The following is a 25243-nucleotide window of genomic DNA, read 5'->3' as shown; positions in this document are numbered from 1 at the left end:
GGAACCCTGGGCATGACCCGCCACACCCTGTCGGTCCTGGTCGAGAACAAGGCCGGCGTGCTGGCCCGCGTCTCGGCGCTGTTCAGCCGGCGCGCGTTCAACATCGAGTCGCTGGCCGTCGGCCCGACCGAGAACCCCGACCTGTCGCGGATGACGATCGTCGTCGACGCCGAGTCCGCGCCGCTGGAGCAGGTGACCAAGCAGCTCAACAAGCTGATCGAGGTCATCAAGATCGTGGAGCTGGACGGCAGCGCGGCGGTCCAGCGCGAGCTGCTGCTGGTCAAGGTGCGCGCGCCGCTGGCCGAGCGCACCACCGTCCTGCAGACGGCGGAGCTGTTCCGCGCGCGCGTCGTCGACGTCAACACCGACACCGTGACGCTCGAGGCGACCGGCACCCCCGACAAGCTGCAGGCCCTGCTCGCCGTCCTGGCCCCGCTGGGCATCAAGGAGATGGCGCAGTCGGGCACCGTCGCCCTGGGCCGGGGGCCGCGCTCGATGAGCGGCGCCGGTACCTTGCGCCCGGTCGACCGAACCGCCTGAACGAGGCCTCCTGCCCCACCACGAGAACCCACCGAAGGAGCACCACCGCATGGCCGCCGAGATCTTCTACGACGACGACGCCGACCTCTCGATCATCCAGGGGCGGACCGTCGCCGTGATCGGCTACGGCAGCCAGGGCCACGCCCACGCGCTGTCGCTGCGCGACTCGGGGGTCGACGTCCGCGTCGGCCTGAAGGAGGGCTCGGCCAGCCGGGCCAAGGCCGAGGCCGAGGGCCTGCGGGTCGTCACGCCGGCCGAGGCCGCCGCCGAGGCCGACCTGGTGATGGTCCTCGCGCCGGACCACGTCCAGCGGACCCTCTACACCGAGTCGATCGAGCCGAACCTGCAGGACGGCGACGCGCTGTTCTTCGGCCACGGCTTCAACATCCGGTTCGGCTACGTCAAGCCCCCGGCCGGCGTCGACGTCGCCATGGTCGCCCCCAAGGGCCCCGGCCACCTGGTGCGCCGCGAGTTCGAGAACGGCAAGGGCGTGCCCTGCCTGGTCGCCGTCGAGCAGGACGCCAGCGGGCAGGCGCTGCAGCTGGCGCTGTCCTACGCCAAGGCCATCGGCGGCACCCGCGCCGGCGTCATCAGGACGACGTTCGCCGAGGAGACCGAGACCGACCTCTTCGGTGAGCAGGCCGTCCTCTGCGGTGGCGCCAGCGCGCTGATCACCGCCGGCTTCGAGACCCTCACCGAGGCCGGGTACCAGCCCGAGATCGCGTACTTCGAGTGCCTGCACGAGCTCAAGCTGATCGTCGACCTCATGTACGAGGGCGGCATCGCCAAGCAGCGCTGGTCGGTGTCCGACACCGCCGAGTACGGCGACTACACCTCGGGTCCGAAGATCATCGACGCCCACGTCAAGGACGCCATGAAGGACGTGCTGGCGCGGATCAAGGACGGCTCGTGGGCGGCGGAGTTCATCGCCGACCAGGACGCCGGTGCCCCGGACTTCCGGCGTCGCCGCGCCGAGGCCGAGGCACACCCGATCGAGGAGACCGGCCGCAAGCTGCGCGGCCTCATGAGCTGGGTGTCGGCCTCCGACGACTACACCGGCACTGCCGCCCGCGGCTGAACGGGAACGGCCCCCGCTGCCACCAGGCAGCGGAGGCCGTTCCCGTGCGTGCGCCGGAGCCGGCCGCACGCCCTCCGCGGTCAGGCGGGCCAGCCACCGATCGCCGGGGACTTCGGGGAGGGGCCGAAGCGGTTGTGGCCCGGCTGACCCTCCAGGCAGTAGAAGACCAGCAGCACGATGCCGCCGAAGGGGACCAGGTTCAGGAGCAGCCACCAGCCCGACCGGTCGGTGCCGTGCAGGCGTCGCACGCTCACGGCCAGGTTCGGGACGAGCAGCCCCAGCGCGGTGAGCAGCGAGAACACCGGGGCGCCGATGACGCCGTCGAGCACGGCGGCGACCAGGGAGACGACGACGGCGAAGAGGAAGAACCACCAGTACTCGGCGCGACGTGCCCGCCCCGAGAAGTCGGCGTACTTCGTCAGGACACTGCGGACGGCGTCGGCGAAGCCCATCGGCGTCGCGGCGTAGGGGGAGGGGCCGCCGAAGCCGCCGCCGTAGGGCGCCGCAGCGCCCGGCTGCCCGTAGCCGTACTGCTGCTGTCCGTACCCCGGCTGTCCGTACCCCGGCTGCCCGAAGCCCGGCTGCTGGCCGTAGGACTGCTGCCCGTACCCCTGGGACCCGTAGCCCGGCTGCTGGCCGTGGGGCTGCTGCCCCGGCGTGCCGGACCCGGGCTGACCTCCCGCCGCGTCGTTCTTCTCGAAGTCGGGACCTGTCATCGTTCCTCCTGGACTGCGGTTGCGCCGGGTCGGCGGCCGGTGGCGGAGTGTATGGGCTCCGGACACCCCGAGGGGGCCCGCCCGGGCGGGCGGACCCCCTCGGGGTGACGGCGGTCAGCGCCCGCGGCGGGCGCGGTGCGCGGCGAAGAAGGCGGCGGCCGGCTTCAGGGACAGCAGGACGACGATCGCCAGCGCGGCCAGGAAGAACAGCAGGCTGGTGATGATGCCCCCCGCCCCGGCGGTGTCGGCGTCGGCCAGGTTGCCGATGAGCCCGAACAGGGTGAAGGCCAGGGCGATCGAGCCGCCCACCAGCAGCATCACCCGGCTGCGTCCGGTGAGTGCCCACACCGAGCCCCAGATCGTCACGACGGTCCAGACGAGGACGAGCAGGCCGATCACCAGGATGACGCCCCCGACCGCGCCGGCGACGGACTCGAAGCCGGGCAGTTCGCTCTCCAGGTCACCCGACGCAGCTCCGGTGGCGAAGACCCCGGCGAAGATCAGGAGCATGCTGAACAGGACGCCGATGGCCCCGAAGACGAAGCCGAGGACGGCCGCGGTCACCACACCTCCGGGCTTGGCCGGGACGGCGCCCTGGCCGTACTGCTGCCCGTAGCCGTACTGCCCGTACTGCTGGGCGTAGCCGGGCTGCTGACCGTACTGCTGGGGATATCCCGCCTGGCCGTACCCCTGCTGGCCGTAGCCGGGCTGGCCGTAGCCGGGCTGGCCGTAGCCCGGCTGGCCGTATGCCTGCTGGCCGTAGCCGGGCTGCCCGTACTGCGGCGCGGAGCCGGGCTGGCCGTACTGCTGGCCGTACCCCTGCTCCTGCTGCGGGTACTGCTCCTGAGCCTGCTGACCCGAGGCCGAGGCGCCGGCGGGCTGGTCGCCGGAGGACCGTCCCTGCTGCCCGTACTGCTGCTCGTGCGGCTCCTGCCCGTACTGGCCCTGGCCGTACGGGGAGGCCCCGCCCGAGCCCTGGTCGTTGCCGTAGTTGCTCATGGTCCCCTCCGCAGGCGCCGGCCGGTGCCGGTATCGCTCGCCGCCAGGATGCGCAGGCGGCGTCGGCAGGGGCAAGCAGGCCACTCCTGATGGGGAGGCCTCGTGGTGGCTGGGCGTCCCGTCCACGCTCGGTGACCGGCGTCAGGGCTGACGGGGGCGCGGACCCGTCGCCTCCTTAGGCTGTGCTCCCGTGACCGAGAGCGCGCCCGTCGTCCTGATCGCCGAGCAACTCGCCCCGAGCGTGCTGGAGGTGCTCGGCAGCGACGTCGAGATCCGCCACGTCGACGGAGCCGACCGGTCCGCACTGCTGCCCGCGCTGGCCGACGCCGCCGCGGTCATGATCCGCAGCGCCACGCAGATCGACGCGGAGGCCCTGGCCGCGGGCCCGAACCTCAAGGTGGTGGCCCGCGCCGGCATCGGACTGGACAACGTCGACGTCGCCGCGGCCACCGAGCGCGGCGTCATGGTGGTCAACGCCCCGACGTCGAACATCGTCAGCGCCGCCGAGCACGCCGTCGCCCTGCTGCTGGCCGCCGCCCGGCAGATCCCGGCCGCCGACGCGTCGCTGCGCGAGGGCACCTGGCAGCGCTCGAGGTTCATGGGCGTCGAGGTCACCGACAAGGTGGTCGGCGTGGTGGGCCTGGGCCGGATCGGGCAGCTGGTCGCCCAGCGGCTGGCCGCCTTCGGCACCACGCTGATCGCCTACGACCCCTACATCCAGCCCGGCCGCGCCGCGCAGCTCGGCGTGCGCATGGTGTCGCTGGAGGAGCTGCTGCGCGAGGCCGACTTCATCAGCATCCACCTGCCCAAGACGCCCGAGACGCTCGGGCTCATCGGCGCCGACGAGCTGGCCACCACCAAGCGCGGCGTCATCGTCGTCAACGCCGCCCGCGGCGGGCTCGTCGACGAGGCGGCGCTGGCCGACGCGCTGGCCTCGGGCCAGGTGGGGGCCGCGGGTCTCGACGTCTACGCCACGGAGCCCTGCACCGACAGCCCGCTGTTCGGGCTGCCCAACACCGTGGTCACCCCGCACCTGGGCGCCTCGACGACGGAGGCGCAGGACAAGGCCGGCACCGCCGTCGCCTACTCGGTGCGCCTGGCGTTGCAGGGGGAGTTCGTGCCCGACGCGGTCAACGTCCAGGCCGGCGGGGTCGTCGCCGAGGACGTGCGGCCGGGCCTGCCGCTGGCCGAGAAGCTCGGGACCGTCTTCACCGCCGTCGCCGGCGGTCTGGCCCAGTCGGTCACGGTCGAGGTCCGCGGCAAGCTCGCCGAGTTCGACGACTCGGTGCTGCAGCTCGCCGTCCTCAAGGGCGTGTTCTCCGACGTCGTCGAGGAGCAGGTCACCTACGTCAACGCCCCGCTGCTGGCGCAGCAGCGCGGCCTCGACGTCACGCTCTCCAGCGACCTCGAGAGCCCCGACTACCGCAACCTCGTCCGGGTGCACGGCGTCATGGCCGACGGCCGCGAGGTGGCCGTCTCGGGCACGCTCTTCGGCAAGAACCAGGTGCCCAAGCTGGTCGAGGTCGACGGCTTCGACATGGACCTCGACCTGTCCGGCCACCTGCTCTTCTTCCTCTACACCGACCGCCCGGGCGTCGTGGGTGCCGTCGGCGCGGCGCTGGGGGAGGCGGGCGTCAACATCGCCGGCGCGCAGGTCAGCCGGACCACCCGCGGCGGCGAGGCGCTCATGGCGGTCACCGTCGACAGCCCGGTCAGCGCCGAGATGCTCGGCGACATCGCCGGGCGCATCGGGGCGCGTGAGGCCCGCTCGGCCGACCTCGACCCGCGCTGACCTAGGGTCGTCGGCATGCGCCTGGCAGTGATCGCGGGAGACGGCATCGGCCCGGAGGTGGTGGCCGAGGGCCTCAAGGTCCTGGGCGGGATCGCCCCGGACCTCGAGACGACGCCGTACGACCTGGGCGCCGCCCGCTGGCAGCGGACCGGCGAGCTGCTGCCGGACACGGTGCTCGACGAGCTGCGCGGGCACGACGCGATCCTCCTCGGCGCCATCGGCGACCCCGGTGTCCCGCCGGGCATCCTGGAGCGCGGGCTGCTGCTGCGGCTGCGCTTCGAGCTCGACCACCACGTCAACCTGCGCCCGGCGAGGCTCTTCGACGGCGTGCACAGCCCGCTGGCCGACCCGGGCGAGATCGACATGCTCTGCGTCCGGGAGGGCACCGAGGGCCCCTACGCCGGCAACGGGGGCGTCCTGCGCCGCGACACCCCGCAGGAGGTGGCCACCGAGGTCAGCCTCAACACCGCCTTCGGCGTCGAGCGCGTCGTCCGGTACGCCTTCGAGCGGGCGCAGGCCCGCCCGCGCCGGCACCTGACGCTGATCCACAAGACCAACGTGCTCACGCACGCCGGGTCGCTGTGGTCGCGCACGGTGGAGGAGGTGGGGGCGGAGTTCCCCGAGGTCACCGTCGCCTACCAGCACGTCGACGCGGCGTCGATGTTCTTCATCACCGACCCGGGCCGCTACGACGTCATCGTCACCGACAACCTCTTCGGCGACATCGTCACCGACGTCGCCGCGGCGGTCACCGGCGGCATCGGGCTGGCCGCCAGCGGCAACCTCGACGCGTCGGGCACCAACCCGAGCATGTTCGAGCCGGTGCACGGCTCGGCCCCCGACATCGCCGGGCAGGGGATCGCCGACCCGACGGCGACGGTGCTCTCGGTCGCCCTGCTGCTCGAGCACCTCGGCCGCGCCGACCAGGCGCGCAAGGTCGACGCCGCCGTGGCCTTCGACCTGTCCACCCGCGACCCGCGCGGCCCGGTGCGGACGGCCGAGGTGGGCGACCGCCTGGCCGCCCTCGCCGGCGGCTGAGGGGAGGACCACCCCAGCTCCCGGGCTCGCGGCGGGGCCCGTGGAGGGGCCGGGGTGGGGTGTGGCCGGGTGCGTGCTTTACTCGACGCGATGTCCAGCACCGCCCCCGTCATCGTCATCACGTAGCGCGCAGTCACCTCCCCGACTGCGCGCAGACCCTCCGTACCCGGGGGGTCTTTCTCGTGTCCGGGGCAGGTGACGTCTCCCGGAGGACACCGTGCCCACTCCGCCCAGCACCTTCCACGTCTTCGACACCACGCTGCGCGACGGCGCCCAGCGCGAGGGGATCAGCTTCTCCGTCGCCGACAAGCTGGCCGTCGCCCGGCTGCTCGACGAGATCGGTGTCGGGTACGTCGAGGGCGGCTGGCCGGGGGCGCTGCCCAAGGACACCGAGTTCTTCGCCCGCGCCCGCACCGAGCTCAAGCTGCAGCACGCGGTGCTGGTCGCCTTCGGCGCCACCCGCCGGGCCGGGGTGCCGGTGGCGGACGACCCGCAGGTGCAGGCGCTGCTGGACGCCGAGACGCCGGTCGTCTGCCTGGTCGCGAAGTCCGACGTCCGGCACGTGCGCGACGCGCTGCGGACCACGCTCGAGGAGAACCTCGCGATGGTCGGCGACACCGTGGCCCACCTGGTCGCGCACGGCCGGCGGGTCTTCGTCGACTGCGAGCACTTCTTCGACGGGTACGCCGCCGATCCCGACTACGGCGTGCGGGTGCTCGAGGCCGCCTTCGCCGCCGGCGCGGAGGTCGGCGTCCTCTGCGACACCAACGGCGGGATGCTGCCGATGGGCGTGGGCCGGGTGGTGGCCGACGTCCGCGCCCGGGTGGGCGGCCGGCTGGGCATCCACTGCCAGGACGACACCGGCTGCGCCGTCGCCAACTCGCTGGCCGCCGTCGAGGCCGGGGTGACCCACGTGCAGGGCACCGCCAACGGCTACGGCGAGCGGGCCGGCAACGCCGACACCTTCGCGCTGGTCGCCAACCTGGTCACCAAGATGGGCCTGCCGGTCGTGCCCGCCGAGTGCCTGGGCGAGCTGCAGCGGGTCAGCCACGCGATCGCCGAGCTGGCCAACATCGCCCCCGACGACCACCAGCCCTACGTCGGCGCGTCGGCCTTCGCGCACAAGGCCGGGCTGCACGCCAGCGCGATCAAGGTCAGCCCCGAGCTGTACAACCACCTCGACCCGGCGCTCGTCGGCAACGGCATGCGCATCCTGGTCACCGAGATGGCCGGCCGCGCGTCGGTGGAGCTCAAGGGCCGTGAGCTCGGCGTCGACCTCCACGGGCACGCCGACGTCGTCGGCCGGGTGGTCGACCAGGTCAAGGTGCTCGAGGCCGACGGCTGGTCGTTCGAGGCCGCCGACGCCTCCTTCGAGCTGCTGCTGCGCGCCTCGCTGCCCGGCGCCCCCGACCCGCTGTTCGAGCTGGAGAGCTACCGGACGACGGTCGAGCACTGGGGCAACGGCGTCGTCGTCAGCGAGGCGACGGTGAAGGTCCTGCTGCCCAACGCCGACGGCACGGTCGAGCGGGTCATCAGCACCGGGGAGGGGAACGGCCCGGTCAACGCGCTGGACAACGCGCTGCGCCAGGCGCTGGTCAGCCGCCACCCGCAGCTCGCCGACGTCTCGCTGGCCGACTACAAGGTGCGCATCCTCGGTTGGAAGGGCGGCTCCAGCGCCACGACCCGGGTGCTCGTCGACACCACCGACGGCGTCGGCGAGTGGACCACCGTGGGCGTCCACGACAACATCGTCGAGGCCTCCTGGCACGCCCTGGTCGACGCTCTCACCTACGCCGTCCGCTGCCGGTAGGGGCGCCGCCACGATCAGGGTCCCTGATCGTGACGCGTCCTCCCTGACCGTGGGACGTCAGGGAGGACGCTCGACGATCAGGTCACCTGATCATCGCGTGCGTCGGCTCAGGTCCTCGGCTGCACCTCGCCCATCGGGCCGAAGCCGCTGACCTCGGGGGCGTCGACGTAGATGATCTGCGGCTGCTCGGCGACGAGGTCCGACATCCAGTCGAACGCCGACTTGGCGTGCGGGGTGGCCACGTGCGAGGCACCGGCGTCGGAGTCCCGGAACCCCTCGATGCAGACGAACGTGTCCGGGTCCTCGACGCTGCGGGACCACTCGAAGAACAGGCTGCCCTCCTCGGCGTTCACCGCCCGCGCGTACTCGTCGGCGTGGGTCCGGAACTCCTCGATGCGGTCGGAGCGGACGGGGAACTTGATGACGATCAGGATCACGGGGTCCTCCTGGGGTCGGTCACAGCGGGTCGAGCCGTCGGCGGAGCAGGCAGAAGGGGTTCCCCTCGGGGTCGGCCAGCACGTGCCAGCTCTCCTCGCCGGTCTGGCCGACGTCGGCCGGGGTGGCGCCCAGGCCCAGCAGCCGCTGCAGCTCGGCGTCCTGGTCGCGGTCGGTGGCGCTGAGGTCCAGGTGCAGACGCGGCTTGCCCGGGGAGGGGTCGGACACCGGCGCGAACACCAGCGTCGGGGCGGCGCCGCCGAAGCCGGCCTCCGGGCCGATCTCCACCGCCCCGTCCTCGTCGCGCCCGAGGACGCGGTAGCCGAGCACCTCCGCCCACCACGCGGCCAGCGCCTCGGGGTCGCGGCTGTCGATCACGAGCTCACTGAAGCGGGCGGCCACGCCCCGACCGTAGGGGGCCCCCGCCGGCCGGGCAGCACGGCCGGGAAGCAGCGGCGCCCGGCCGCGGGCCGGTCAGTAGCCTCGACGACGTGCGCATCGTCCGCTTCGCCTCGCCCTCCGGCATGTCCTTCGGCGTCCTCGACGGCGACGGTCAGGTCGCCCAGATCGAGGGCCACCCGTTCGGGACCATCTCCTTCACCGGCCAGCGCTTCCCGCAGGCCGACGTCCGGCTGCTCTCGCCGATCCTGCCGAGCAAGGTCGTCTGCGTCGGCAAGAACTACGCCGAGCACGTCAAGGAGATGGACACCGGGGACGCCCCCGAGCGGCCGCTGCTGTTCCTCAAGCCCTCGACGTCGGTCATCGGCCCGGGCGACGCCATCCGCATCCCCGCCGGCAGCACGAACGTCCACCACGAGGTGGAGCTGGCCGTCGTCATCGGTGCCCGCGGCGCCCGCTCGATCGCCCCCGAGCAGGTCCCGGCGAGCGTCTTCGGCTACACGATCGCCAACGACGTCACCGAGCGGGACATGCAGAGGACCGACGGGCAGTGGACCCGCGCCAAGGGCTTCGACTCCTTCTGCCCGCTGGGCCCGTGGATCGAGACCGACCTGGGCGGCCTGGGCAAGGACCCGGCCGACCTGGCGATCACCTGCACCGTCGACGGCGAGCTGCGGCAGTCCGGGCGCACCAGCCAGTTGCTGTTCGACGTCGCGACGCTGGTGTCCTACATCTCGCAGGTCATGACCCTGCTGCCGGGCGACGTCGTCCTGACCGGCACCCCTGCCGGCGTCGGGCCCATCCGACCCGGCCAGCGCGTGGAGTGCGCGATCGAGGGTCTGGGCTCGCTGACCAACGGCGTCAGCGGGGCCGACACGACCTCCACCGCCGGGGGCGCCCGGTGAGCGACGTGCGCACGCGCTTCTGCCCGTCGCCGACCGGGATGGTGCACGTCGGCCTGCTGCGCACCGCGCTGTTCAACTGGGCGCACGCCCGGCACACCGGCGGCACGTTCGTCTTCCGCATCGAGGACACCGACGCCTCCCGCGACTCCGAGGACTCCTACCGCCACCTGCTCGACAGCCTGCGCTGGCTGGGCCTGGACTGGGACGAGGGCCCGGAGGTCGGCGGCCCGCACGGCCCCTACCGGCAGTCGCAGCGCCACGACGTCTACCGCGAGGTGGCCGCGACGCTGCTCGAGGCCGGGCACGCCTACGAGTCGTTCTCGACCAACGAGGAGGTCGACGCCCGCCGGCGCGCCGCCGGCCAGGACCCCAAGCTCGGCTACGACAACGCCGACCGGTACCTCACCGACGCGCAGAAGGCGGCCTTCCGCGACGAGGGCCGCCAGCCGGTGCTGCGGCTGCGGATGCCCGACGAGGACCTCACCTGGACCGACCTGGTGCGCGGCGAGGTCCGCTTCGCCGCCGGGTCGGTGCCCGACTTCGTCATCGTCCGCGGCAACGGCGTGCCGCTCTACCCCTTCGTCAACCCCGTCGACGACGCCCTGATGGGCATCACCGACGTCCTGCGCGGCGAGGACCTGCTGCCCTCCACGCCCCGTCAGCTCGCCCTCTACGCGGCCCTGCAGGACGTCGGCGTGGCGAGCGGCCCCCCGCGCTTCGGCCACCTGCCCTACGTGACCGGCGAGGGCAACAGGAAGCTGTCCAAGCGCGACCCCACGTCCAACGTCGACGTCTACCGCGAGCGCGGCTTCGTGCCCGAGGGGTTCGCCAACTACCTGGCGCTGCTGGGCTGGTCGATCGCCGAGGACCGCGACGTGTTCTCGATGGCCGAGATGGTCGAGGCCTTCGACGTCACCCGGGTCAGCGCCAACCCGGCGCGCTTCGACGTCAGGAAGGCCGAGGCGATCAACGCCACGCACGTGCGGCAGCTGCCGGTCGAGGAGTTCGTCGCGCGGGCCGTGCCCTTCCTCGCCGGCGCCGGCCTGGTCGCCGACCCGCCGACGCCCGAGCAGGACCGGGTGCTGCGGGCCATCGCGCCGATGGCGCAGGAGCGCACCGTCGTGCTCTCCGACGTCGTCGGGCTGGTCGGCTTCCTGTTCACCGACGAGGTCGCCGTCGACCCCGCCGCCGCGAAGAACCTGCGCCCGGAGGACGGCGAGGTGCTGACCGCGGCCTCGGCCGCCCTCGAGGGCCTGGGGGAGTGGTCCACCGCGGCGATCGAGACGGCGCTCAAGGAGGCGCTGGTGGAGGGCCTCGGGCGCAAGCCGCGGCAGGCGTTCGGGCCGGTGCGCGTGGCGGTCAGCGGCCGCACGGTGTCCCCGCCGCTGTACGAGTCCATGGAGCTGCTGGGCCGCGAGCGCACGCTGGCCCGCCTGGCGGCGGCCCGGGACGTGGTCGGGTGACCGGCCCGCCCTGGCCGGGCCCGTACCCCGGTGGCGACGAGCCCTACACCGGGCCCCCGCCCACGGGTCCCTACGCAGCGCCGCCGTTCGTCCCGGGGGCGCACCGTGGCGGGTACCCGCCGCCCCCCGGGGCGGCCGGGCCGGTGCCCTGGCCGCTGGGGCCGGTGCCGGCGCAGCCGGGCCCGCACACCCACCTGCCGGGCGCCCCGCCCTGGCAGCAGGCGGTCCTCGAGTGGCGGCCGGGCCCACCGCCGCCGGCCCCGTTCCCGCCGGGCGTGCGGATGGCGCCGCCACCCGGGACGCCGCCGCACGACCAGCCGGTGACCTACCTGCTGGCCATGCGCTCGCGGGACTGGGCGTGGTGGCGGCCGCTGCTCGGGCTGCTGCTGTTCGTCGTCGCCTACGGCGTGGCGGCCTTCGTCGTCGTCCTGCTGGTGCTCCTCACCGGCGTCGCGCCGGACCTGCAGCTGCTCGACCTCGTCGACCCCGGCGTGCTGCTGCTGACCAACCTCTCGCTGATCGTCGCGATCCCCATCGTCTGGCTGCTGTGGGTGGCCGCCCACGGCATGCGGCCGGGCTGGTCGTCGTCGGTGCTGGCCCGGCTGCGCTGGCGGCTGTTCCTGCCCCTGACGCTGCGGGCCCTGGCCACCCTCGGCGTGGGCATCGGCCTGTCGGTGCTGCTGGGGTTCCTGCTCGACGACGGCGCGGTCACCGGCCCGGTCGACGACCTGCTCTGGCTGCTGCTCGTGGTGGTGCTCACCACGCCGATCCAGTCGGCCGCCGAGGAGTACGTGTTCCGCGGCTACCTCAGCCAGGCGATCGCCGGGTGGATCCGCAGCCCGCGGGCCGGCGCGCTGGTGGCCGCCGTCGTCACCGCCGCGCTGTTCTCGGCCGCGCACGCCCCCGGCGACGTCGTCACCTTCCTCGACCGGTTCGCCTTCGGCCTGGCCGCCTCGGCCGTGGTGTGGCTCACCGGCGGGCTCGAGGCGGCGATCGTGCTGCACGCGGTGAACAACGTGCTGGTGTTCTTCCTGGCCGGGTCGCTCGGCGACGGCGTGGCCACCGAGGAGGTCCCCGCGGGCGTCGGCCTGCTGTCCCTGCTGCTCACGCTGCTGTCCATGGGCGCCTACGTGGCCGTGGTGGCGGCCTCGCGGCGGCGGCTGCACCCCGAGCTGGTCACGCCCGCCCTGGACCTGCGCGTCCCCGCCGGCGACCCGCGGACCCGGGGGTGGTGACACCCTGCCCGCGGACATCGGGTATCGTCTTCCCCGGCGCCGCGAGGTGCCGGCCAAGCCTTGGGGTATGGGGTAATTGGCAGCCCGACGGTTTCTGGTTCCGTTAGTCTAGGTTCGAGTCCTGGTACCCCAGCGAGGAAGCACCACCTCAGCACCACCGGAAACACCGCACGGCCCCGTCGTCTAGCGGCCCAGGACGCCGCCCTCTCACGGCGGTAGCGAGGGTTCGAATCCCTTCGGGGCTACAGCGCAGCGAGAGCCCCCGGTCACCGACCGGGGGCTCTCGTGCGTCCGCGTCCCGGTCGCCGGGCGCGCGGGCGCCCGTGGCACCATGGACGCCGTCCGGCCCCGTCGTCTAGCGGTCCAGGACGCCGCCCTCTCACGGCGGTAGCGAGGGTTCGAATCCCTTCGGGGCTACAGCGGCACCACCTCCCCGGGCCCCCGGCCTCCCGGCCGGGGGCCCTGGTGCGTCCCGGTCCCGGCTTCGAGTGGCTGGGCGATCACCGTCGGGGCTAGCGTTCCCGGGGCCCGACCCGCGGGTCGCGACGGGAGGCAGGACGCGGTGATCCGGACGAGTCGTCGGCTGGCGGACGGCCGGGAGATCCTCTACTTCGACGCGGAGGACTCCCCGGCTCCCGAGCACGTGGCCGAGGACACCCGCGACCTCCCGCCGGTGAGCACCCGCTCGCAGCTGCGCCGGGACGCCCTCCTCGGCGAGGAGGTGGTCATCGCCGCGCACCGGCAGAGCCGCACCTTCCTGCCGCCGGCCGACCAGTGCCCGCTGTGCCCCTCCCGGCCGGGCCGGCCCACCGAGGTACCGGAGCCCGACTACCAGGTCGTCGCGTTCGAGAACCGCTTCCCGTCGCTGGCCACCTCCGTCGACCGCGACGTCCCGCCGTCCGCCCCGGGCGCGCCCCTGGCCGAGCTGCGTCCCGGCTTCGGCCGCTGCGAGGTGGTGCTGTTCACCAGCGACCACGACCAGCACTTCGCCGGCCTCGGCCACGACCGGGCCCGCCTGGTGGTCGACGTGTGGGCCGAGCGGACCGCGGAGCTGAGCGCGATCGACGGCGTCGAGCAGGTGTTCTGCTTCGAGAACTCCGGCGAGGAGATCGGGGTGACGCTCGCCCACCCCCACGGCCAGATCTACGCCTACCCGTTCGTGACGCCGCGGGTGGAGCGCGTGCTCGGCTCGGCGCGCCGGCACCGCGAGCGGACCGGCGGCGACCTGTTCGCCGAGGTCGTCGACGCCGAGCGCGCCGGCCCGCGGGTGGTGGCCGCCGACGAGCACTGGGTGGCCTTCGTGCCGGCCGCGGCGCGCTGGCCCTACGAGGTGCAGCTGTTCCCCACCCGGCGGGTGCCCGACCTGCCCGCCCTCGACGACGCCGAGCGCGACGCCCTGGCCACCGTCTACCTCGACGTCCTGGGCCGCTTCGCGCACCGCTTCGACACCCCGATGCCCTACATCGCCTCCTGGAACCAGGCGCCGGTGCACGACGGGCGCGAGGACTGGTGGCTGCACCTGCAGCTGTTCTCGCTGCGCCGGGCGCCGGGCAAGCTGAAGTACCTGGCCGGCTCGGAGTCGGGGATGGGCGCGTTCATCACCGACACCAACCCCGAGGACGTCGCCGAGCAGCTGCGGACCGTGGTCGTCCCGTGAGCGACGGGCCCCTGGACGACGCGGCCGCGGCCGAACGCGCCGTCGCCGCGTTCACCGAGCGGTTCGGCGCCGCGCCGGAGGGTGTCTGGGCGGCACCGGGCCGGGTCAACGTGATCGGGGAGCACACCGACTACAACGGCGGGCACGTGCTGCCGGTGGCCCTGCCGCACACCACCCGTGCCGCGGTCGCCCGCCGCGACGACGGCCGGCTGGTGCTCGTCTCGCTGCAGCACCCCGGCGCCGAGGCCGACGTCGCCGTCGCCGACCTCGCGCCCGGCACCCCGGGCGGCTGGGCCGGCTACCCGGCCGGCGTCGTCGCCGAGCTGCGCGCGTCCGTCCCCGGCGGGCTGAGCCTGCTCGTCGACGGCGACGTCCCCGCCGGGGCGGGGCTGTCCTCGTCGGCCGCGCTGGAGTGCGCCGTCGCACTGGCGCTGCGCGACCTGCTCGGCCTCGACCTGGGGCCGGACGACCTGGTCGACGTCGCCCGGCGCGCGGAGAACGACTTCGTCGGCGCGCCCACCGGCATCCTCGACCAGTCCGCCTCGGTGCTGTGCACCGCCGGGCACGCCCTGTACCTCGACACCCGCGACCGCAGCAGCGAGCAGGTCCCCCTCGACCTCGCCGCCACCGGCCTGGCGCTGCTCGTCCTCGACTCCGGCACCACGCACGACCACGCCGAGAGCGGCTACGGCGACCGGCGCCGGGAGTGCGAGGAGGCCGCGGAGCGCCTCGGCGTCGACCTGCTCTGCGCGGTCGGCGACGTCGCCGACCTCGACCGGCTCGACGACGGCACCGAGCGCGGGGCGCTGCTGCTGCGCCGGGCGCGGCACGTCGTCGGCGAGGACGCCCGCGTCCGCGAGGTCGTCGGGATGCTGCGCGAGGGCGGGGACCCGCGCGCCGTCGGCCCGGTGCTCACCGCCGGCCACGCCTCGCTGCGCGACGACTTCGAGGTCTCCGTGCCGCTGCTCGACGCCCTCGTCGAGGCGGCCGTCGAGGCCGGTGCCCACGGCGCCCGGATGGTCGGCGGCGGCTTCGGCGGCAGCGCCGTGGCGCTCGTCGACGCCACGGTGGTGGACGCCGTCACCGCGGCCGTGGCCGACCGCTTCGCGCTCGAGGGCGCCGGTGCCCCGCGCGCGTTCGTCGTCGTCCCCTCGCCGGGGGCGCGGCGGCTGACATGACCCGAACCGAGTGGAGGCCCGAGTGGACGATCTGAGACTGGACGCGTCGTTCGTCGACTACCTGCTGGTGGCCGCCTACTTCGCCGTCGTGCTGCTGATCGGCGCCGCCGCGCGCAGGCGGGTGTCCGACAGCCTGGACTTCTTCCTGTCGGGCCGCTCGCTGCCCGCGTGGGTCACCGGCCTGGCGTTCATCTCGGCCAACCTCGGGGCCGTCGAGATCGTGGGCATGTCGGCCAACGGCGCGCAGTACGGCATGAGCACCATGCACTACTTCTGGATCGGCGCGGTCCCGGCCATGCTGTTCCTGGGCGTGGTGATGATGCCCTTCTACTACGGGTCGAAGGTCCGCAGCGTCCCGGAGTTCATGCGCCGCCGGTTCGGCACCGGCGCCCACCTGGTCAACGCCCTCAGCTTCGCCGTCGCGCAGATCCTCATCGCCGGCATCAACCTGTTCCTGCTGGCCACCATCGTCGAGGCGCTGCTGGGCTGGCCGCTGTGGCTGTCCCTGATCGTCGCGGCGGCCGTGGTGCTCAGCTACATCACCCTCGGCGGGCTGTCGGCGGCCATCTACAACGAGGTGCTGCAGTTCTTCGTCATCGTGGCCGCGCTGCTGCCGCTGACGCTCATCGGCCTGAACCGGGTCGGTGGCGTCGGCGGGCTCGTGGACAGGGTCACCGACTCCGGCCGCGGCGAGGAGCTCACCTCGTGGCCGGCCACGGACCTGTCCGGCATCGGCAGCCCCGTCCTGTCGGTGATCGGCATCGTCTTCGGCCTCGGCTTCGTGCTGTCCTTCGGCTACTGGACGACGAACTTCGTCGAGGTCCAGCGCGCGATGGCGACCAAGTCGATGTCCGCCGCCCGGAGCACGCCGATCATCGGCGCCTTCCCGAAGATGTTCGTCCCGTTCATCGTCGTGATCCCGGGCATCATCGCCACCGTCCTGGTCCCGGAGGTGGTCGAGGCCAGGGCGGCGTCGGCCACGGACTTCGACTACAACAACTCGATCCTGCTGCTCATCCGCGACACCCTGCCCAACGGCCTGCTCGGCGTCGCCCTCGCCGGCCTGCTGGCGGCGTTCATGGCCGGCATGGCGGCCAACATCTCCGCCTTCAACACCGTCTTCAGCTACGACCTGTGGCAGCAGTACGTGAAGAAGGACCGGCCCGACGGGTACTACCTCGCCGTCGGCCGGTGGGCGACCGTCGGCGCCACCGTGGCCGCCATCGGGACGGCGATCATCGCCTCCGGTTACACGAACCTGATGGACTACCTGCAGACGCTGTTCGGCTTCTTCAACGCCCCGCTGTTCGCCACCTTCATCCTCGGCATGTTCTGGAAGCGGATGACGCCGACCGCCGGCTGGATGGGCCTGGTGTCCGGGACGCTCGCCGCGGTCGCCGTCGCCTTCCTCAGCGAGGACGCGTTCGGGACGGCGTCGCTGGGCGTGCTCCCGATCGGCGGCCAGGGCGCGAGCTTCGTCGCCGCGAGCGCCGCCTTCCTCGTCGACATCGTGGTCAGCGTCGTGGTCAGCCAGGTCACCGCGCCCAAGCCGGTCGCCCAGCTCGCCGGCCTGGTCTACTCCGAGACGCCGAAGGAGCAGCGGACCGACCCCGACGCCCACCGGCTGCCCTGGTACCAGTCACCGACCAAGCTGGCCGGCATCGCGCTGGTCATGGTCATCGTCCTCAACGTGATCTTCCGCTGACGTCAGGAGCCCGGTCATGAGCAGCAGCAACCGCGCCACACCGGCCAAGCAGTCGGCCGGCGCCTTCGACGTCCGCAACGTCATCGCCGCGCTGATCGGCTTCTACGGCGTCGTGCTGGTCCTCCTGGGGCTGTTCAGCGACACCGCGGCCGACCGGGAACGGACCGGCGACGTCAACGCCAACCTGTGGGCCGGGCTGGCCATGCTGGTCTTCGCCGCGGCGTTCGTGCTGTGGGTACGGCTGCGCCCGATCGTCGTCGAGGCCCCGCCGGACCGGCAGGACCCCGAGGACGACGGCAGCGGCACCTCCCTGACCAAGGGCCACTAGGACCGGGGGTCACTGCCCGGAGGGCTGGTCCAGGACCGTCACCGGCACCCGCTGCACGAGGTTGTTCGCCATGCCCTGGCGGTTCCAGGGCGCCTCGGTGGGCTGGGACCCCTCCGCGTCCGCGGCCCGCACGACCAGCTCGTGCGGGCCCGGCGCGGCGTCCCACGTGCAGGCCCACGCCCGCCAGGCGTGCGGGTGCGCGGGGTCGGCGGGGGCCAGGTCGGCCGGCGTCCACGTGCTCCCGCCGTCGGCGCTGACCTCGACGCCGGTCACCGGGGCGCGGCCGGACCACGCCCGTCCGGTCAGCGTCACCGGCCCGGCGGGCACGAACCGCTCGCGGGTCATGAAGTCCGGCCAGCCGGGCGGGGCCAGCAGCGCCCGCGGGGCGATGCGGGTGACCGGGGCGCCGTCGTCGTCGCCACCGGTCCGCACCCGGTAGGCCACCGCGTTCTGGAAGCCGGTGAACGCCGTCTCGAGGACCTCGATGCGGGTCAGCCACTTGACGTGCGCCATCCCGTACCAGCCGGGCACGAGCAGCCGCACCGGAGCACCGTGCTGCGGGGGCAGCGGCATCCCGTTCATGCCCCAGACCAGCAGGACGTCGGGCCGCACCGCCTCGGCCAGCGGCAGGCCGCGGGCGTAGTCCTGCTCCACGCCGCGCTCGACCCCGTGGTCGGCGCCGGTGAAGGCGACGTCGACCGCCCCGGGGGAGACGCCGGCCTCCTCGAGCAGCGGGGCCAGCGGTGTGCCGGTCCACTCGGCGGTGCCCACGGCCTCCAGCAGCCACGGCTGGCTGACCGGCCGGGGCTCGAGACGGGCGCGGCCGTTGCCGGCACACTCGAGCAGGACCCGCGCGGTCACGGCCGGCCGGCGGCGCAGGTCCTCGAGGTCCAGCCGCAGCGGCCGCGCGACCGCGCCGCCGACCTCCAGCGACCAGGTGCCCGGGTCGACGGCGGGGATGTCGTAGTGGGTGAGCACGTAGTGCAGGCCCGGCGGCGTGACGTCGTAGCGCAGCGCCTCCAGCGGCATCCCGTGGTTGCGGGTGGCCAGCGCCAGCTCGTCGAGGCCGATGCCCTCGCCCGGCTCGGCGATGCGGGCGCGTCCGCGGTGCAGCGGCTCGGTGGCGGTCATGCGGGCAGTGTCCGCCGGGGCCGGCCGCTCCGTAACCCTCCGGTCGGGCGGGGGCCGTCAGCCGCTCGCCACCGCGAGGACGACGTGCAGCGGCACGACCCGCTCGGCACGACCCGCCCGGCGGGGACGGCGTAGGCGCCACGCGACGTCGGCCGCAGCCAGCCGGTGGCGGTGAGCTGCCGCAGGAGCGTGGTCAGGTCGGCCGGCGATCGCTGGCCGACCTCGTCGACCTGTGCCGCCGTAGGGTGCGGTCGTGAGCGCACAGCCCGCTGCTGCGGTGGCGCCGATGACGGCCGAGCAGCTGATGGACCTGCCGGACGACGGCCGGCGCCGCGAACTGGTGGACGGGGAGTTGAGGGAGAAGGCGCCGGCCGGCTTCCGGCACGGCCGGGTGGCCGCGCGCACCGCCCGGCGACTCGACGAGTCCGTCGAGAGCCACGAGCTGGGCGCCGTCGCCGGAGCAGGGACGGGTTTCCGGCTGACCCGCCAGCCCGACACGGTCCGGGCGCCCGACGTGTCCTTCATCGCCGCGCACCGGCTGCCCTCCGACGAGGACGAGCTGGATGGTCTCCTCGAGCTGGCCCCTGACCTCGTCGTGGAGGTGGTCAGTCCGTCCGACCGCGCCACCGAGGTGACCGAGAAGGCCCTCGCGTGGCTGACCGCCGGAGTGGTGCTCGTCTGGGTCGTCTACCCACGTCAACGCCTGGTTGCGGTGTACGCCCCCGGTGGCGCCGTCACGCACGTCGGTGAGAGGGAGGAGCTCGACGGCGGCGACGTGCTGCCGGGCCTGCGACTGCCGGTCGCCGACCTGTTCGGCCAGGTCTGACCGCGCGACCGCTCGCGGCGGCGCTCCTCTCGGGTGCGCTGTCGTGGTCATCGGCAACCGGGCTGCCCGGCGCGACGGGCTCCCGGGCCTACCACCCACCGATGGTCACCGGGGTCTGCCGCGAGCGCCGCTGCAGGCCTCAGCTCGCGGCGCGGGCGATCGCCGACGCCGCCTCGAGCACGGCGCCGACCACCTCGGGGGAGGGGCGGCGACCCAGGCGCTCCACCGGCCCCGAGATGGACACCGCGCCGAGCACCGCACCGGCCGGGTCGCGCACCGGCGCCGACAGGGAGGCCACCCCCGGCTCGCGCTCGGCCACGCTGTGCGCCCACCCGCGCCGGCGGACGTCGAGCAGCGTGCGCGCGGTGAAGCTGGCGCTCGGCAGCAGCGGCGTGACCTCCTCGGCGGGGGCGAAGGCCAGCAGCGCGTGCGCCGCCGAGCCCGCCGTCATGGGCAGCCGCGCCCCGACCGGCACGGTGTCGCGCAGGCCGTGTGCCCGCTCGGCAGAGGCCACGCACACCCGGGAGCCGCCCTCGCGCACGTAGAACTGGGCGCTCTCCCCGCTGGCGTCGCGCAGCACCACGAGGTGCCGGCCGGCCACCCGGGCGAGGTCGGCGCTGCCGTGGCTGAGCTCGGCCAGCGCGGGGCCCGGTGCCCAGGTGCCCGCCGGCGTGCGCCGCAGCAGCCGGTGCCCCTCGAGGGCCACGGCCAGCCGGTGCGCCGTGGCACGCGGCAGCTCGGTGCGCGCGACGAGGTCGGCGAGCGACGCCGGCTCCTGCGCGACGGCGCGCAGGATGGCCACCGCTTTGTCCAGCACGGCAACGGGGTTAGGTTGTCCCACACAGCAATACTCTCATCTCACCTAGTGAGATGACCACCCAGGAGGACCAGCGTGCCGAAGACCCTGGCGGAGAAGGTCTACGACGCCCACGTCGTGCGCAGCGCCGCGGGCGAGCCCGACCTGCTCTACATCGACCTGCACCTCGTCCACGAGGTGACCAGCCCGCAGGCCTTCGACGGCCTCCGCGCCGCCGGCCGCACGGTCCGCCGTCCCGACCTGACCATGGCCACCGAGGACCACAACGTCCCGACGCTGGACATCCTCCAGCCCATCGCCGACCCGGTCAGCCGTGCCCAGGTCGAGGCGCTGCGGACCAACGCCGCCGAGTTCGGCATCCGGCTGGCCCCCATGGGCGACCGCGACCAGGGCATCGTGCACGTCATCGGCCCGCAGCTGGGGCTCACCCAGCCGGGGATGACCATCGTCTGCGGCGACAGCCACACCTCCACCCACGGCGCGTTCGGCGCGCTGGCGTTCGGCATCGGCACCAGCGAGGTCGAGCACGTGCTGGCCACCCAGACGCTGCCGCAGTACCGGCCGAAGCAGATGGCCGTGACCGTGGACGGCGAGCTCCCCGAGGGGGTGTCGGCGAAGGACGTCATCCTCGCCGTCATCGCGCAGATCGGCACCAACGGCGCCGCGGGCCACGTCATCGAGTACCGCGGCAGCGCCATCGAGGCGCTGTCGATGGAGGCCCGGATGACGATCTGCAACATGTCGATCGAGGCCGGCGCCCGCGCCGGGCTGATCGCCCCCGACGAGACGACGTTCGCGTTCCTGCAGGGCCGCCCGCACGCCCCGCAGGGCGCCGACCGGGACGCCGCCGTCGAGCACTGGCGCACCCTGCGCACCGACGAGGGCGCGGTCTTCGACACCGAGGTCGTCCTCGACGCCGCCCAGCTCACCCCCTTCGTCACCTGGGGCACCAACCCCGGCCAGGGTCTGCCGATCGCGGCCTCCGTGCCCGACCCGGCGGCGATGACCGACGAGAACGAGCGCCGGGCCGCCGAGCAGGCGCTGGCCTACATGGGCCTCGAGCCCGGCACACCGCTGCGCGAGATCGAGGTGGACACGGTCTTCCTCGGCTCCTGCACCAACGGCCGCATCGAGGACCTGCGGATCGCCGCCGAGCTGCTGCGCGGGAAGCGGATCGACGGCAACACCCGGATGCTCGTCGTCCCGGGGTCGGTCGGCGTCAAGCTGCAGGCCGAGGCCGAGGGTCTCGACCGGGTGTTCACCGAGGCCGGCGCCGAGTGGCGGGGCGCCGGGTGCTCGATGTGCCTGGGCATGAACCCCGACCAGCTCCAGCCGGGGGAGCGCTCGGCGTCGACCAGCAACCGCAACTTCCAGGGCCGGCAGGGCAAGGGCGGGCGCACCCACCTGGTCTCGCCGTCCGTCGCCGCCGCCACCGCGCTCACCGGGAAGCTGACCGCCCCCGCCGACCTGAAGCCCTCCGAGCTGGCTGGAGTCTGAGTCCGATGCAGCCCTTCACCACCCACACCGGCACGGCCGCCCCGCTGCGCCGCAGCGCCGTCGACACCGACCAGATCATCCCGGCGGAGTACCTCAAGCGGATCACCCGCACCGGGTTCGAGGACGGCCTGTTCGTCGCCTGGCGGCGCAACGAGCCCGACTTCGTGCTCAACCAGCCGCAGTACGCCGACGCCACGGTCCTCGTCGCCGGGCCCGACTTCGGCACCGGCTCCTCCCGCGAGCACGCCTGCTGGGCGCTGCTCGACGGCGGGTTCCGGGTGGTCATCAGCTCGCGGTTCGCCGACATCTTCAAGAACAACTCGACCAAGTCGGGCCTGCTCACCGTCGTCCTGCCGCAGGACCAGGTCGAGGCGCTCTGGGCGGCCGTCGAGGCCGACCCGACCACTCCGGTGACCGTCGACCTGCAGGCCAAGACCGTCAACCACGGCGACACGACGGTGCCGTTCGAGGCCGACGACTACACCCGCTGGCGGCTGCTGGAGGGGCTCGACGACGTCGGTCTCACCGAGCGGCACCTCGCCGACATCGAGGCCTACGAGGCCCGCCGCCCGGCCTGGCTGCCGAAGGCGCTCTCCGCGCGCTGACGTGGTGGAACGGCCACCCGGGACGGGGCCGTCAGGGGGCGTCGGGGTCGGGGCCGAGGTCGCGGTAGTAGTCGGCGGTCAGGGCGCCGGTCCGGCCACCCAGCGCCCAGACGCTGCCCTTGGCCGCCGGCGGGTACAGCCGGGAGCCCTCCCAGCGCACGCCGAGGGCCATCAGCACCGAGGGGATCGCCCCGCCCTGGCTGCAGACCACGGTGACGCCCGGCCGGTCCCGGGGCTCGAGCAGGCGCTCGACGACGGCCAGGCCCGCCTGCGGGTCGGCGGCGAACTCCTCCTCGCCGAGCTCGGGCAGCGCGCACAGCGGCAGCCCGGTCGCCCCGGCCAGCGGCTCCAGCGTCTCGCGGCACCGGACCCGCTCCGCGGCGAACAGCCCGACCGGGCCGAACACCGGCAGGACGGCGGCCAGCTGCTGCGCCTGCCGCCGGCCCTGCGCGTCCAGCGGCCGCTCGTCGTCGGGGCCGTCCCAGTCGCTGCGGCTGCCGGCCTTGGCGTGCCGCACGAGCAGCAGCGTCGGCGCGCGCGGGACGTCGGTGCGCGCCAGGTCGGCGAGCACCGTGCGGTCGTGCTCGTGGGTGGCCAGCTCCGCGGCGTCGGCGACCGGCAGCCAGCGCAGCTCGTCGACCTCGGCGTTGGCCGCGAACGGCTCCTCGCTGCCCACGGCCTGCATCAGCCAGTAGTCGACGTGCTTGGCGCCCTCGGCTACCGCGTACCGGGTGCGCACGCTGCGCCGGCCGGCGACGACGTCGAGCCCGGTCTCCTCCCGCACCTCGCGGACGGCGGCGGCCAGGGCGTTCTCCCCGGCGTCGAGCTTGCCCTTCGGCAGTGACCAGTCGTCGTAGCGCTCGCGGTGCACGAGGACGGTCTCCAGGCCGCCGTCGGGCGCCGTCCGCCAGACCGCGCCGCCGGCCGCCGCGACGACGCCGCGCGTCCGCTCAGCCGGCATGCTCGGTCACCGCCGCCGTGAGCCCGGCCTGGTAGTCGCGCTCACCGCCGCGGACCCAGGCGCCGTCGGGCCCCAGCTCCCAGCACCGCACGCCGGGCGCCATCGCGGCGTCGAACACCCCCTGCAACTCCCGCTGGGCGGTCTCGTCGCACACCCGCAGGAGCACCTCCACCCGGCGGTCGAGGTTGCGGTGCATGAGGTCGGCGCTGCCGATCCACCACTCCGGCTCGCCGCCGTTGCAGAAGGCGATGACCCGCGAGTGCTCCAGGAAGCGGCCGACGATGGAGCGCACCCGGATCCCCTCCGACAGCCCCGGCACGCCGGGCCGCAGGGCGCAGATGCCGCGGACGAACAGCTCCACCGGCACGCCGGCCTGCGCGGCCTCGTACAGGGCGTCGATGACCCGCTCGTCGACCAGCGAGTTCACCTTGACGCGGATCCCGGCCGGCCGGCCCTCGGCCACGTGGCGGGCCTCGCGGCGGATCTTCTCCACCAGGCCGCTGCGGATGCCGTGCGGCGCGACCATCAGCTGCCGGTAGGCGGTCTGCCGCGAGTAGCCGGTGAGGGTGTTGAACAGGTCGGTGAGGTCGGCGCCCACCCGCGGGTCGGCGGTGAGGATGCCGACGTCCTCGTAGATCCGCGCGGTCTTGGGGTTGTAGTTGCCGGTGCCGATGTGCACGTAGCGGCGGATCACCCCGTTCTCCCGCCGCACCACCAGCGCCGTCTTGCAGTGGGTCTTCAGGCCCACCAGCCCGTAGACGACGTGGCAGCCGGCCCGCTCCAGCGACCGGGCCCAGGTGATGTTGGCCTCCTCGTCGAAGCGCGCCTTGATCTCCACCAGGACGACCACCTGCTTGCCGGCCTCGGCCGCCTCGATGAGCGCGTTGACGATGGGGGAGTCGCCGGAGGTCCGGTACAGCGTCTGCTTGATCGCCAGCACGTGCGGGTCGGCCGCGGCCTGCTCGATGAAGCGCTGCACGCTGGTCGCGAACGAGTGGTACGGGTGGTGGACCAGCACGTCGCCCTCGCGCAGCGTGGCGAAGACGCTCTTGGGCGTCTCGCCCTCGGACAGCCGCGGGTGGGTGGCCGGCACGAACGGCTCGTCCTTGAGCTCGGGCCGGTCGAGGGCGTAGAGCGCCCACAGCGACGCGAGGTCGAGCAGCCCGGGCACCGTGACGACGTCCTGGGGCCCCACCTCGAGCTCGGAGACGAGGACGCCGAGGATCTGCGGGTCCATCGTCTCGGTCACCTCCAGCCGCACCGCCGGGCCGAAGCGGCGGCGCGCCAGCTCCCGCTCGAGGGCCTGCAGCAGGTCCTCGTCGCGGTCCTCCTCGACCTCCACGTCGGCGTTGCGGGTGACCCGGAACAGGTGGTGGTCGACGACGTCGAGGCCGGGGAACAGGGCCGGCAGGTGCGCGGCGATGAGGTCCTCGAGCGGCAGGAACGTCGCCGAGGCGGCCGCGTCGACCGACCCCACCGGCACGAACCGCGGCACGTTGTTGGGGACCTTGAGCCGGGCGAAGTGCGGCGCGCCGGTGTCGGGGTCGCGCACCTGGACGGCGAGGTTGAGCGACAGGCCGCTGATGTAGGGGAACGGGTGCGCCGGGTCGACCGCGAGCGGGGTGAGCACCGGGAACACCTGGTCGCGGAAGTACTCCCGCAGCCGCCGGGTCTCGGGCTCGGCCAGGTCGGACCAGTGCACGATCCGGATGCCGGCGGCCTCCAGCCGCGGGGTGATGTCCTGCTGGAAGGCCACGGCCTGCCGGTGCACCAGCTCCTGGCTGCGCTCGGTCACCCGCGTCAGCTGCTCCCGGATGGTCAGCCCGTCGGGGGAGCGGACGGTCAGCCCGGTGCTCTGCCGCCGCTTCAGGCCGGCGATGCGGACCATGTAGAACTCGTCGAGGTTGCTGGCGAAGATCGCCAGGAACTTGACCCGCTCGAGCAGCGGCAGCGTCTCGTCCTCGGCCAGCTCGAGCACCCGGGCGTTGAAGTCCAGCCACGACAGCTCGCGGTTGAGGTAGCGGTCGGTGGGCAGGACCGGCGGCTCTCCCGGGGCGGCGGGGCCCTCGGTCGTCGTCTCCGGGGTCGTCGTCTCGGCTGCCACGGGCTCATCGTGCCCCACCCGGGT

The 25243-nt window shown here is 73.9% G+C and carries 23 protein-coding genes and 3 tRNA genes; 18 read left to right on the top strand and 8 right to left on the bottom strand.

Annotation, left to right across the window (positions count from 1 at the left end):
- Window positions 1-12 precede the first annotated feature (12 nt).
- Both ilvN and ilvC read left to right on the top strand, forming a co-directional pair.
- Entirely contained in the window at window positions 13-540 is a 528-nt protein-coding gene (gene ilvN, locus JOD57_RS06935) for an acetolactate synthase small subunit (protein ID WP_204691206.1), read from the top strand.
- Window positions 541-589: 49 nt separating this feature from the next.
- Window positions 590-1618: a ketol-acid reductoisomerase gene (ilvC, locus tag JOD57_RS06930; protein ID WP_204691205.1), complete on the top strand. Its 1029-nt coding sequence runs from the start codon at window positions 590-592 to the stop codon at window positions 1616-1618.
- 80 nt (window positions 1619-1698) lie between these two features.
- Here the strand turns inward: ilvC and JOD57_RS25230 are convergent, their stop codons facing one another.
- Both JOD57_RS25230 and JOD57_RS06920 read right to left on the bottom strand, forming a co-directional pair.
- Window positions 1699-2334, bottom strand: a complete 636-nt coding sequence (locus JOD57_RS25230) for a DUF805 domain-containing protein (RefSeq protein ID WP_239568233.1) — start codon at window positions 2332-2334, stop codon at window positions 1699-1701.
- 114 nt (window positions 2335-2448) lie between these two features.
- Entirely contained in the window at window positions 2449-3333 is an 885-nt protein-coding gene (locus tag JOD57_RS06920; protein WP_204691204.1) for a YhjD/YihY/BrkB family envelope integrity protein, read from the bottom strand.
- Window positions 3334-3523: 190 nt separating this feature from the next.
- On the opposite strand from JOD57_RS06920, the gene serA reads away from it, so the two are divergent.
- The 3 genes from serA (at window position 3524) to cimA (ending at window position 7973) form a co-directional block, all read left to right on the top strand.
- Window positions 3524-5125, top strand: coding sequence for a phosphoglycerate dehydrogenase (serA, locus tag JOD57_RS06915; protein ID WP_204691203.1), 1602 nt, complete (start codon window positions 3524-3526; stop codon window positions 5123-5125).
- Window positions 5126-5140: 15 nt separating this feature from the next.
- Window positions 5141-6163 (top strand): 3-isopropylmalate dehydrogenase, encoded by a 1023-nt coding sequence (locus JOD57_RS06910; RefSeq protein ID WP_204691202.1) that lies wholly within the window; start codon window positions 5141-5143, stop codon window positions 6161-6163.
- Window positions 6164-6380: 217 nt separating this feature from the next.
- Window positions 6381-7973, top strand: coding sequence for a citramalate synthase (gene cimA, locus JOD57_RS06905; RefSeq protein WP_204691201.1), 1593 nt, complete (start codon window positions 6381-6383; stop codon window positions 7971-7973).
- Window positions 7974-8080: 107 nt separating this feature from the next.
- Here cimA and JOD57_RS06900 read toward each other — a convergent pair whose 3' ends face one another.
- Both JOD57_RS06900 and JOD57_RS06895 read right to left on the bottom strand, forming a co-directional pair.
- The gene (locus JOD57_RS06900; RefSeq protein ID WP_204691200.1) at window positions 8081-8410 is read right to left on the bottom strand and encodes a putative quinol monooxygenase; all 330 of its coding nucleotides are present in this window, start codon (window positions 8408-8410) and stop codon (window positions 8081-8083) included.
- Window positions 8411-8429: 19 nt separating this feature from the next.
- The gene (locus JOD57_RS06895) at window positions 8430-8810 is read right to left on the bottom strand and encodes a VOC family protein (protein ID WP_204691199.1); all 381 of its coding nucleotides are present in this window, start codon (window positions 8808-8810) and stop codon (window positions 8430-8432) included.
- Between the two features lie 89 nt (window positions 8811-8899).
- Here JOD57_RS06895 and JOD57_RS06890 point away from each other — a divergent pair, with 89 nt between their 5' ends.
- The 10 genes from JOD57_RS06890 (at window position 8900) to JOD57_RS06845 (ending at window position 17278) form a co-directional block, all read left to right on the top strand.
- Window positions 8900-9712 carry a fumarylacetoacetate hydrolase family protein gene (locus JOD57_RS06890; RefSeq protein ID WP_204691198.1) on the top strand — a complete coding sequence of 271 codons (813 nt, stop codon included), beginning with the start codon at window positions 8900-8902 and terminating at the stop codon, window positions 9710-9712.
- Window positions 9709-11175 carry a glutamate--tRNA ligase gene (gene gltX / locus JOD57_RS06885; protein WP_307824528.1) on the top strand — a complete coding sequence of 489 codons (1467 nt, stop codon included), beginning with the start codon at window positions 9709-9711 and terminating at the stop codon, window positions 11173-11175. The genes JOD57_RS06890 and gltX overlap by 4 nt, the downstream gene beginning before the upstream one ends.
- Complete coding sequence (locus tag JOD57_RS26735; RefSeq protein ID WP_204691197.1) at window positions 11172-12410, top strand: CPBP family intramembrane glutamic endopeptidase; 1239 nt, start codon at window positions 11172-11174, stop codon at window positions 12408-12410. The genes gltX and JOD57_RS26735 overlap by 4 nt, the downstream gene beginning before the upstream one ends.
- A gap of 61 nt (window positions 12411-12471) precedes the next feature.
- A tRNA-Gln gene (locus JOD57_RS06875) sits at window positions 12472-12543 on the top strand.
- 39 nt (window positions 12544-12582) lie between these two features.
- Window positions 12583-12655 (top strand) — tRNA-Glu (locus JOD57_RS06870).
- Window positions 12656-12754: 99 nt separating this feature from the next.
- A tRNA-Glu gene (locus JOD57_RS06865) sits at window positions 12755-12827 on the top strand.
- Between the two features lie 145 nt (window positions 12828-12972).
- The gene (gene galT / locus JOD57_RS06860; RefSeq protein WP_204691196.1) at window positions 12973-14067 is read left to right on the top strand and encodes a galactose-1-phosphate uridylyltransferase; all 1095 of its coding nucleotides are present in this window, start codon (window positions 12973-12975) and stop codon (window positions 14065-14067) included.
- Entirely contained in the window at window positions 14064-15245 is a 1182-nt protein-coding gene (galK, locus tag JOD57_RS06855) for a galactokinase (RefSeq protein ID WP_204691195.1), read from the top strand. Before galT ends, galK begins: the two co-directional genes overlap by 4 nt.
- A gap of 22 nt (window positions 15246-15267) precedes the next feature.
- The gene (locus JOD57_RS06850) at window positions 15268-16950 is read left to right on the top strand and encodes a sodium:solute symporter family protein (protein WP_307824527.1); all 1683 of its coding nucleotides are present in this window, start codon (window positions 15268-15270) and stop codon (window positions 16948-16950) included.
- Window positions 16951-16966: 16 nt separating this feature from the next.
- The gene (locus JOD57_RS06845; protein WP_204691193.1) at window positions 16967-17278 is read left to right on the top strand and encodes a hypothetical protein; all 312 of its coding nucleotides are present in this window, start codon (window positions 16967-16969) and stop codon (window positions 17276-17278) included.
- 9 nt (window positions 17279-17287) lie between these two features.
- On the opposite strand, the gene JOD57_RS06840 is transcribed toward JOD57_RS06845, so the two are convergent.
- Window positions 17288-18409, bottom strand: coding sequence for a sulfite oxidase (locus JOD57_RS06840; protein ID WP_204691192.1), 1122 nt, complete (start codon window positions 18407-18409; stop codon window positions 17288-17290).
- A gap of 253 nt (window positions 18410-18662) precedes the next feature.
- Between JOD57_RS06840 and JOD57_RS06835 the strand changes: the two genes are divergently transcribed.
- Window positions 18663-19235 carry a Uma2 family endonuclease gene (locus JOD57_RS06835; RefSeq protein WP_204691191.1) on the top strand — a complete coding sequence of 191 codons (573 nt, stop codon included), beginning with the start codon at window positions 18663-18665 and terminating at the stop codon, window positions 19233-19235.
- A 139-nt stretch (window positions 19236-19374) separates the two neighbouring features.
- Here the strand turns inward: JOD57_RS06835 and JOD57_RS06830 are convergent, their stop codons facing one another.
- On the bottom strand, window positions 19375-20052 hold the full coding sequence (locus JOD57_RS06830) for an IclR family transcriptional regulator (RefSeq protein WP_443667578.1): 678 nt from the start codon (window positions 20050-20052) through the stop codon (window positions 19375-19377).
- Between the two features lie 75 nt (window positions 20053-20127).
- On the opposite strand from JOD57_RS06830, the gene leuC reads away from it, so the two are divergent.
- Together leuC and leuD are read left to right on the top strand one after the other, a co-directional pair.
- Window positions 20128-21549: a 3-isopropylmalate dehydratase large subunit gene (gene leuC, locus JOD57_RS06825; RefSeq protein ID WP_204691189.1), complete on the top strand. Its 1422-nt coding sequence runs from the start codon at window positions 20128-20130 to the stop codon at window positions 21547-21549.
- Between the two features lie 5 nt (window positions 21550-21554).
- Window positions 21555-22154, top strand: coding sequence for a 3-isopropylmalate dehydratase small subunit (leuD, locus tag JOD57_RS06820; protein ID WP_204691188.1), 600 nt, complete (start codon window positions 21555-21557; stop codon window positions 22152-22154).
- A 31-nt stretch (window positions 22155-22185) separates the two neighbouring features.
- Here leuD and JOD57_RS06815 read toward each other — a convergent pair whose 3' ends face one another.
- Both JOD57_RS06815 and JOD57_RS06810 read right to left on the bottom strand, forming a co-directional pair.
- A complete protein-coding gene (locus JOD57_RS06815) occupies window positions 22186-23115 on the bottom strand; it encodes an NUDIX hydrolase (protein WP_204691187.1) in 930 nt (309 codons plus the stop codon).
- Window positions 23105-25219 carry an RNA degradosome polyphosphate kinase gene (locus JOD57_RS06810; RefSeq protein ID WP_307824526.1) on the bottom strand — a complete coding sequence of 705 codons (2115 nt, stop codon included), beginning with the start codon at window positions 25217-25219 and terminating at the stop codon, window positions 23105-23107. Before JOD57_RS06810 ends, JOD57_RS06815 begins: the two co-directional genes overlap by 11 nt.
- Between the last annotated feature and the right edge of the window lie 24 nt (window positions 25220-25243).

This window comes from Geodermatophilus bullaregiensis, assembly GCF_016907675.1.
Lineage (GTDB): Bacteria > Actinomycetota > Actinomycetes > Mycobacteriales > Geodermatophilaceae > Geodermatophilus > Geodermatophilus bullaregiensis.
This window is presented reverse-complemented; position numbering and strand designations above follow the sequence as displayed.

Bases quoted from the DNA above. Each gene is read 5' to 3' on its own strand.
- ilvN (WP_204691206.1), top strand. From the start codon at position 13: ATGACCCGCCACACCCTGTCGGTCCTGGTCGAGAACAAGGCCGGCGTG.
- ilvC (WP_204691205.1), top strand. From the start codon at position 590: ATGGCCGCCGAGATCTTCTACGACGACGACGCCGACCTCTCGATCATC.
- JOD57_RS25230 (WP_239568233.1), bottom strand. From the start codon at position 2,334: ATGACAGGTCCCGACTTCGAGAAGAACGACGCGGCGGGAGGTCAGCCC.
- JOD57_RS06920 (WP_204691204.1), bottom strand. From the start codon at position 3,333: ATGAGCAACTACGGCAACGACCAGGGCTCGGGCGGGGCCTCCCCGTAC.
- JOD57_RS06910 (WP_204691202.1), top strand. From the start codon at position 5,141: ATGCGCCTGGCAGTGATCGCGGGAGACGGCATCGGCCCGGAGGTGGTG.
- JOD57_RS06845 (WP_204691193.1), top strand. From the start codon at position 16,967: ATGAGCAGCAGCAACCGCGCCACACCGGCCAAGCAGTCGGCCGGCGCC.
- JOD57_RS06840 (WP_204691192.1), bottom strand. From the start codon at position 18,409: ATGACCGCCACCGAGCCGCTGCACCGCGGACGCGCCCGCATCGCCGAG.
- leuD (WP_204691188.1), top strand. From the start codon at position 21,555: ATGCAGCCCTTCACCACCCACACCGGCACGGCCGCCCCGCTGCGCCGC.
- JOD57_RS06815 (WP_204691187.1), bottom strand. From the start codon at position 23,115: ATGCCGGCTGAGCGGACGCGCGGCGTCGTCGCGGCGGCCGGCGGCGCG.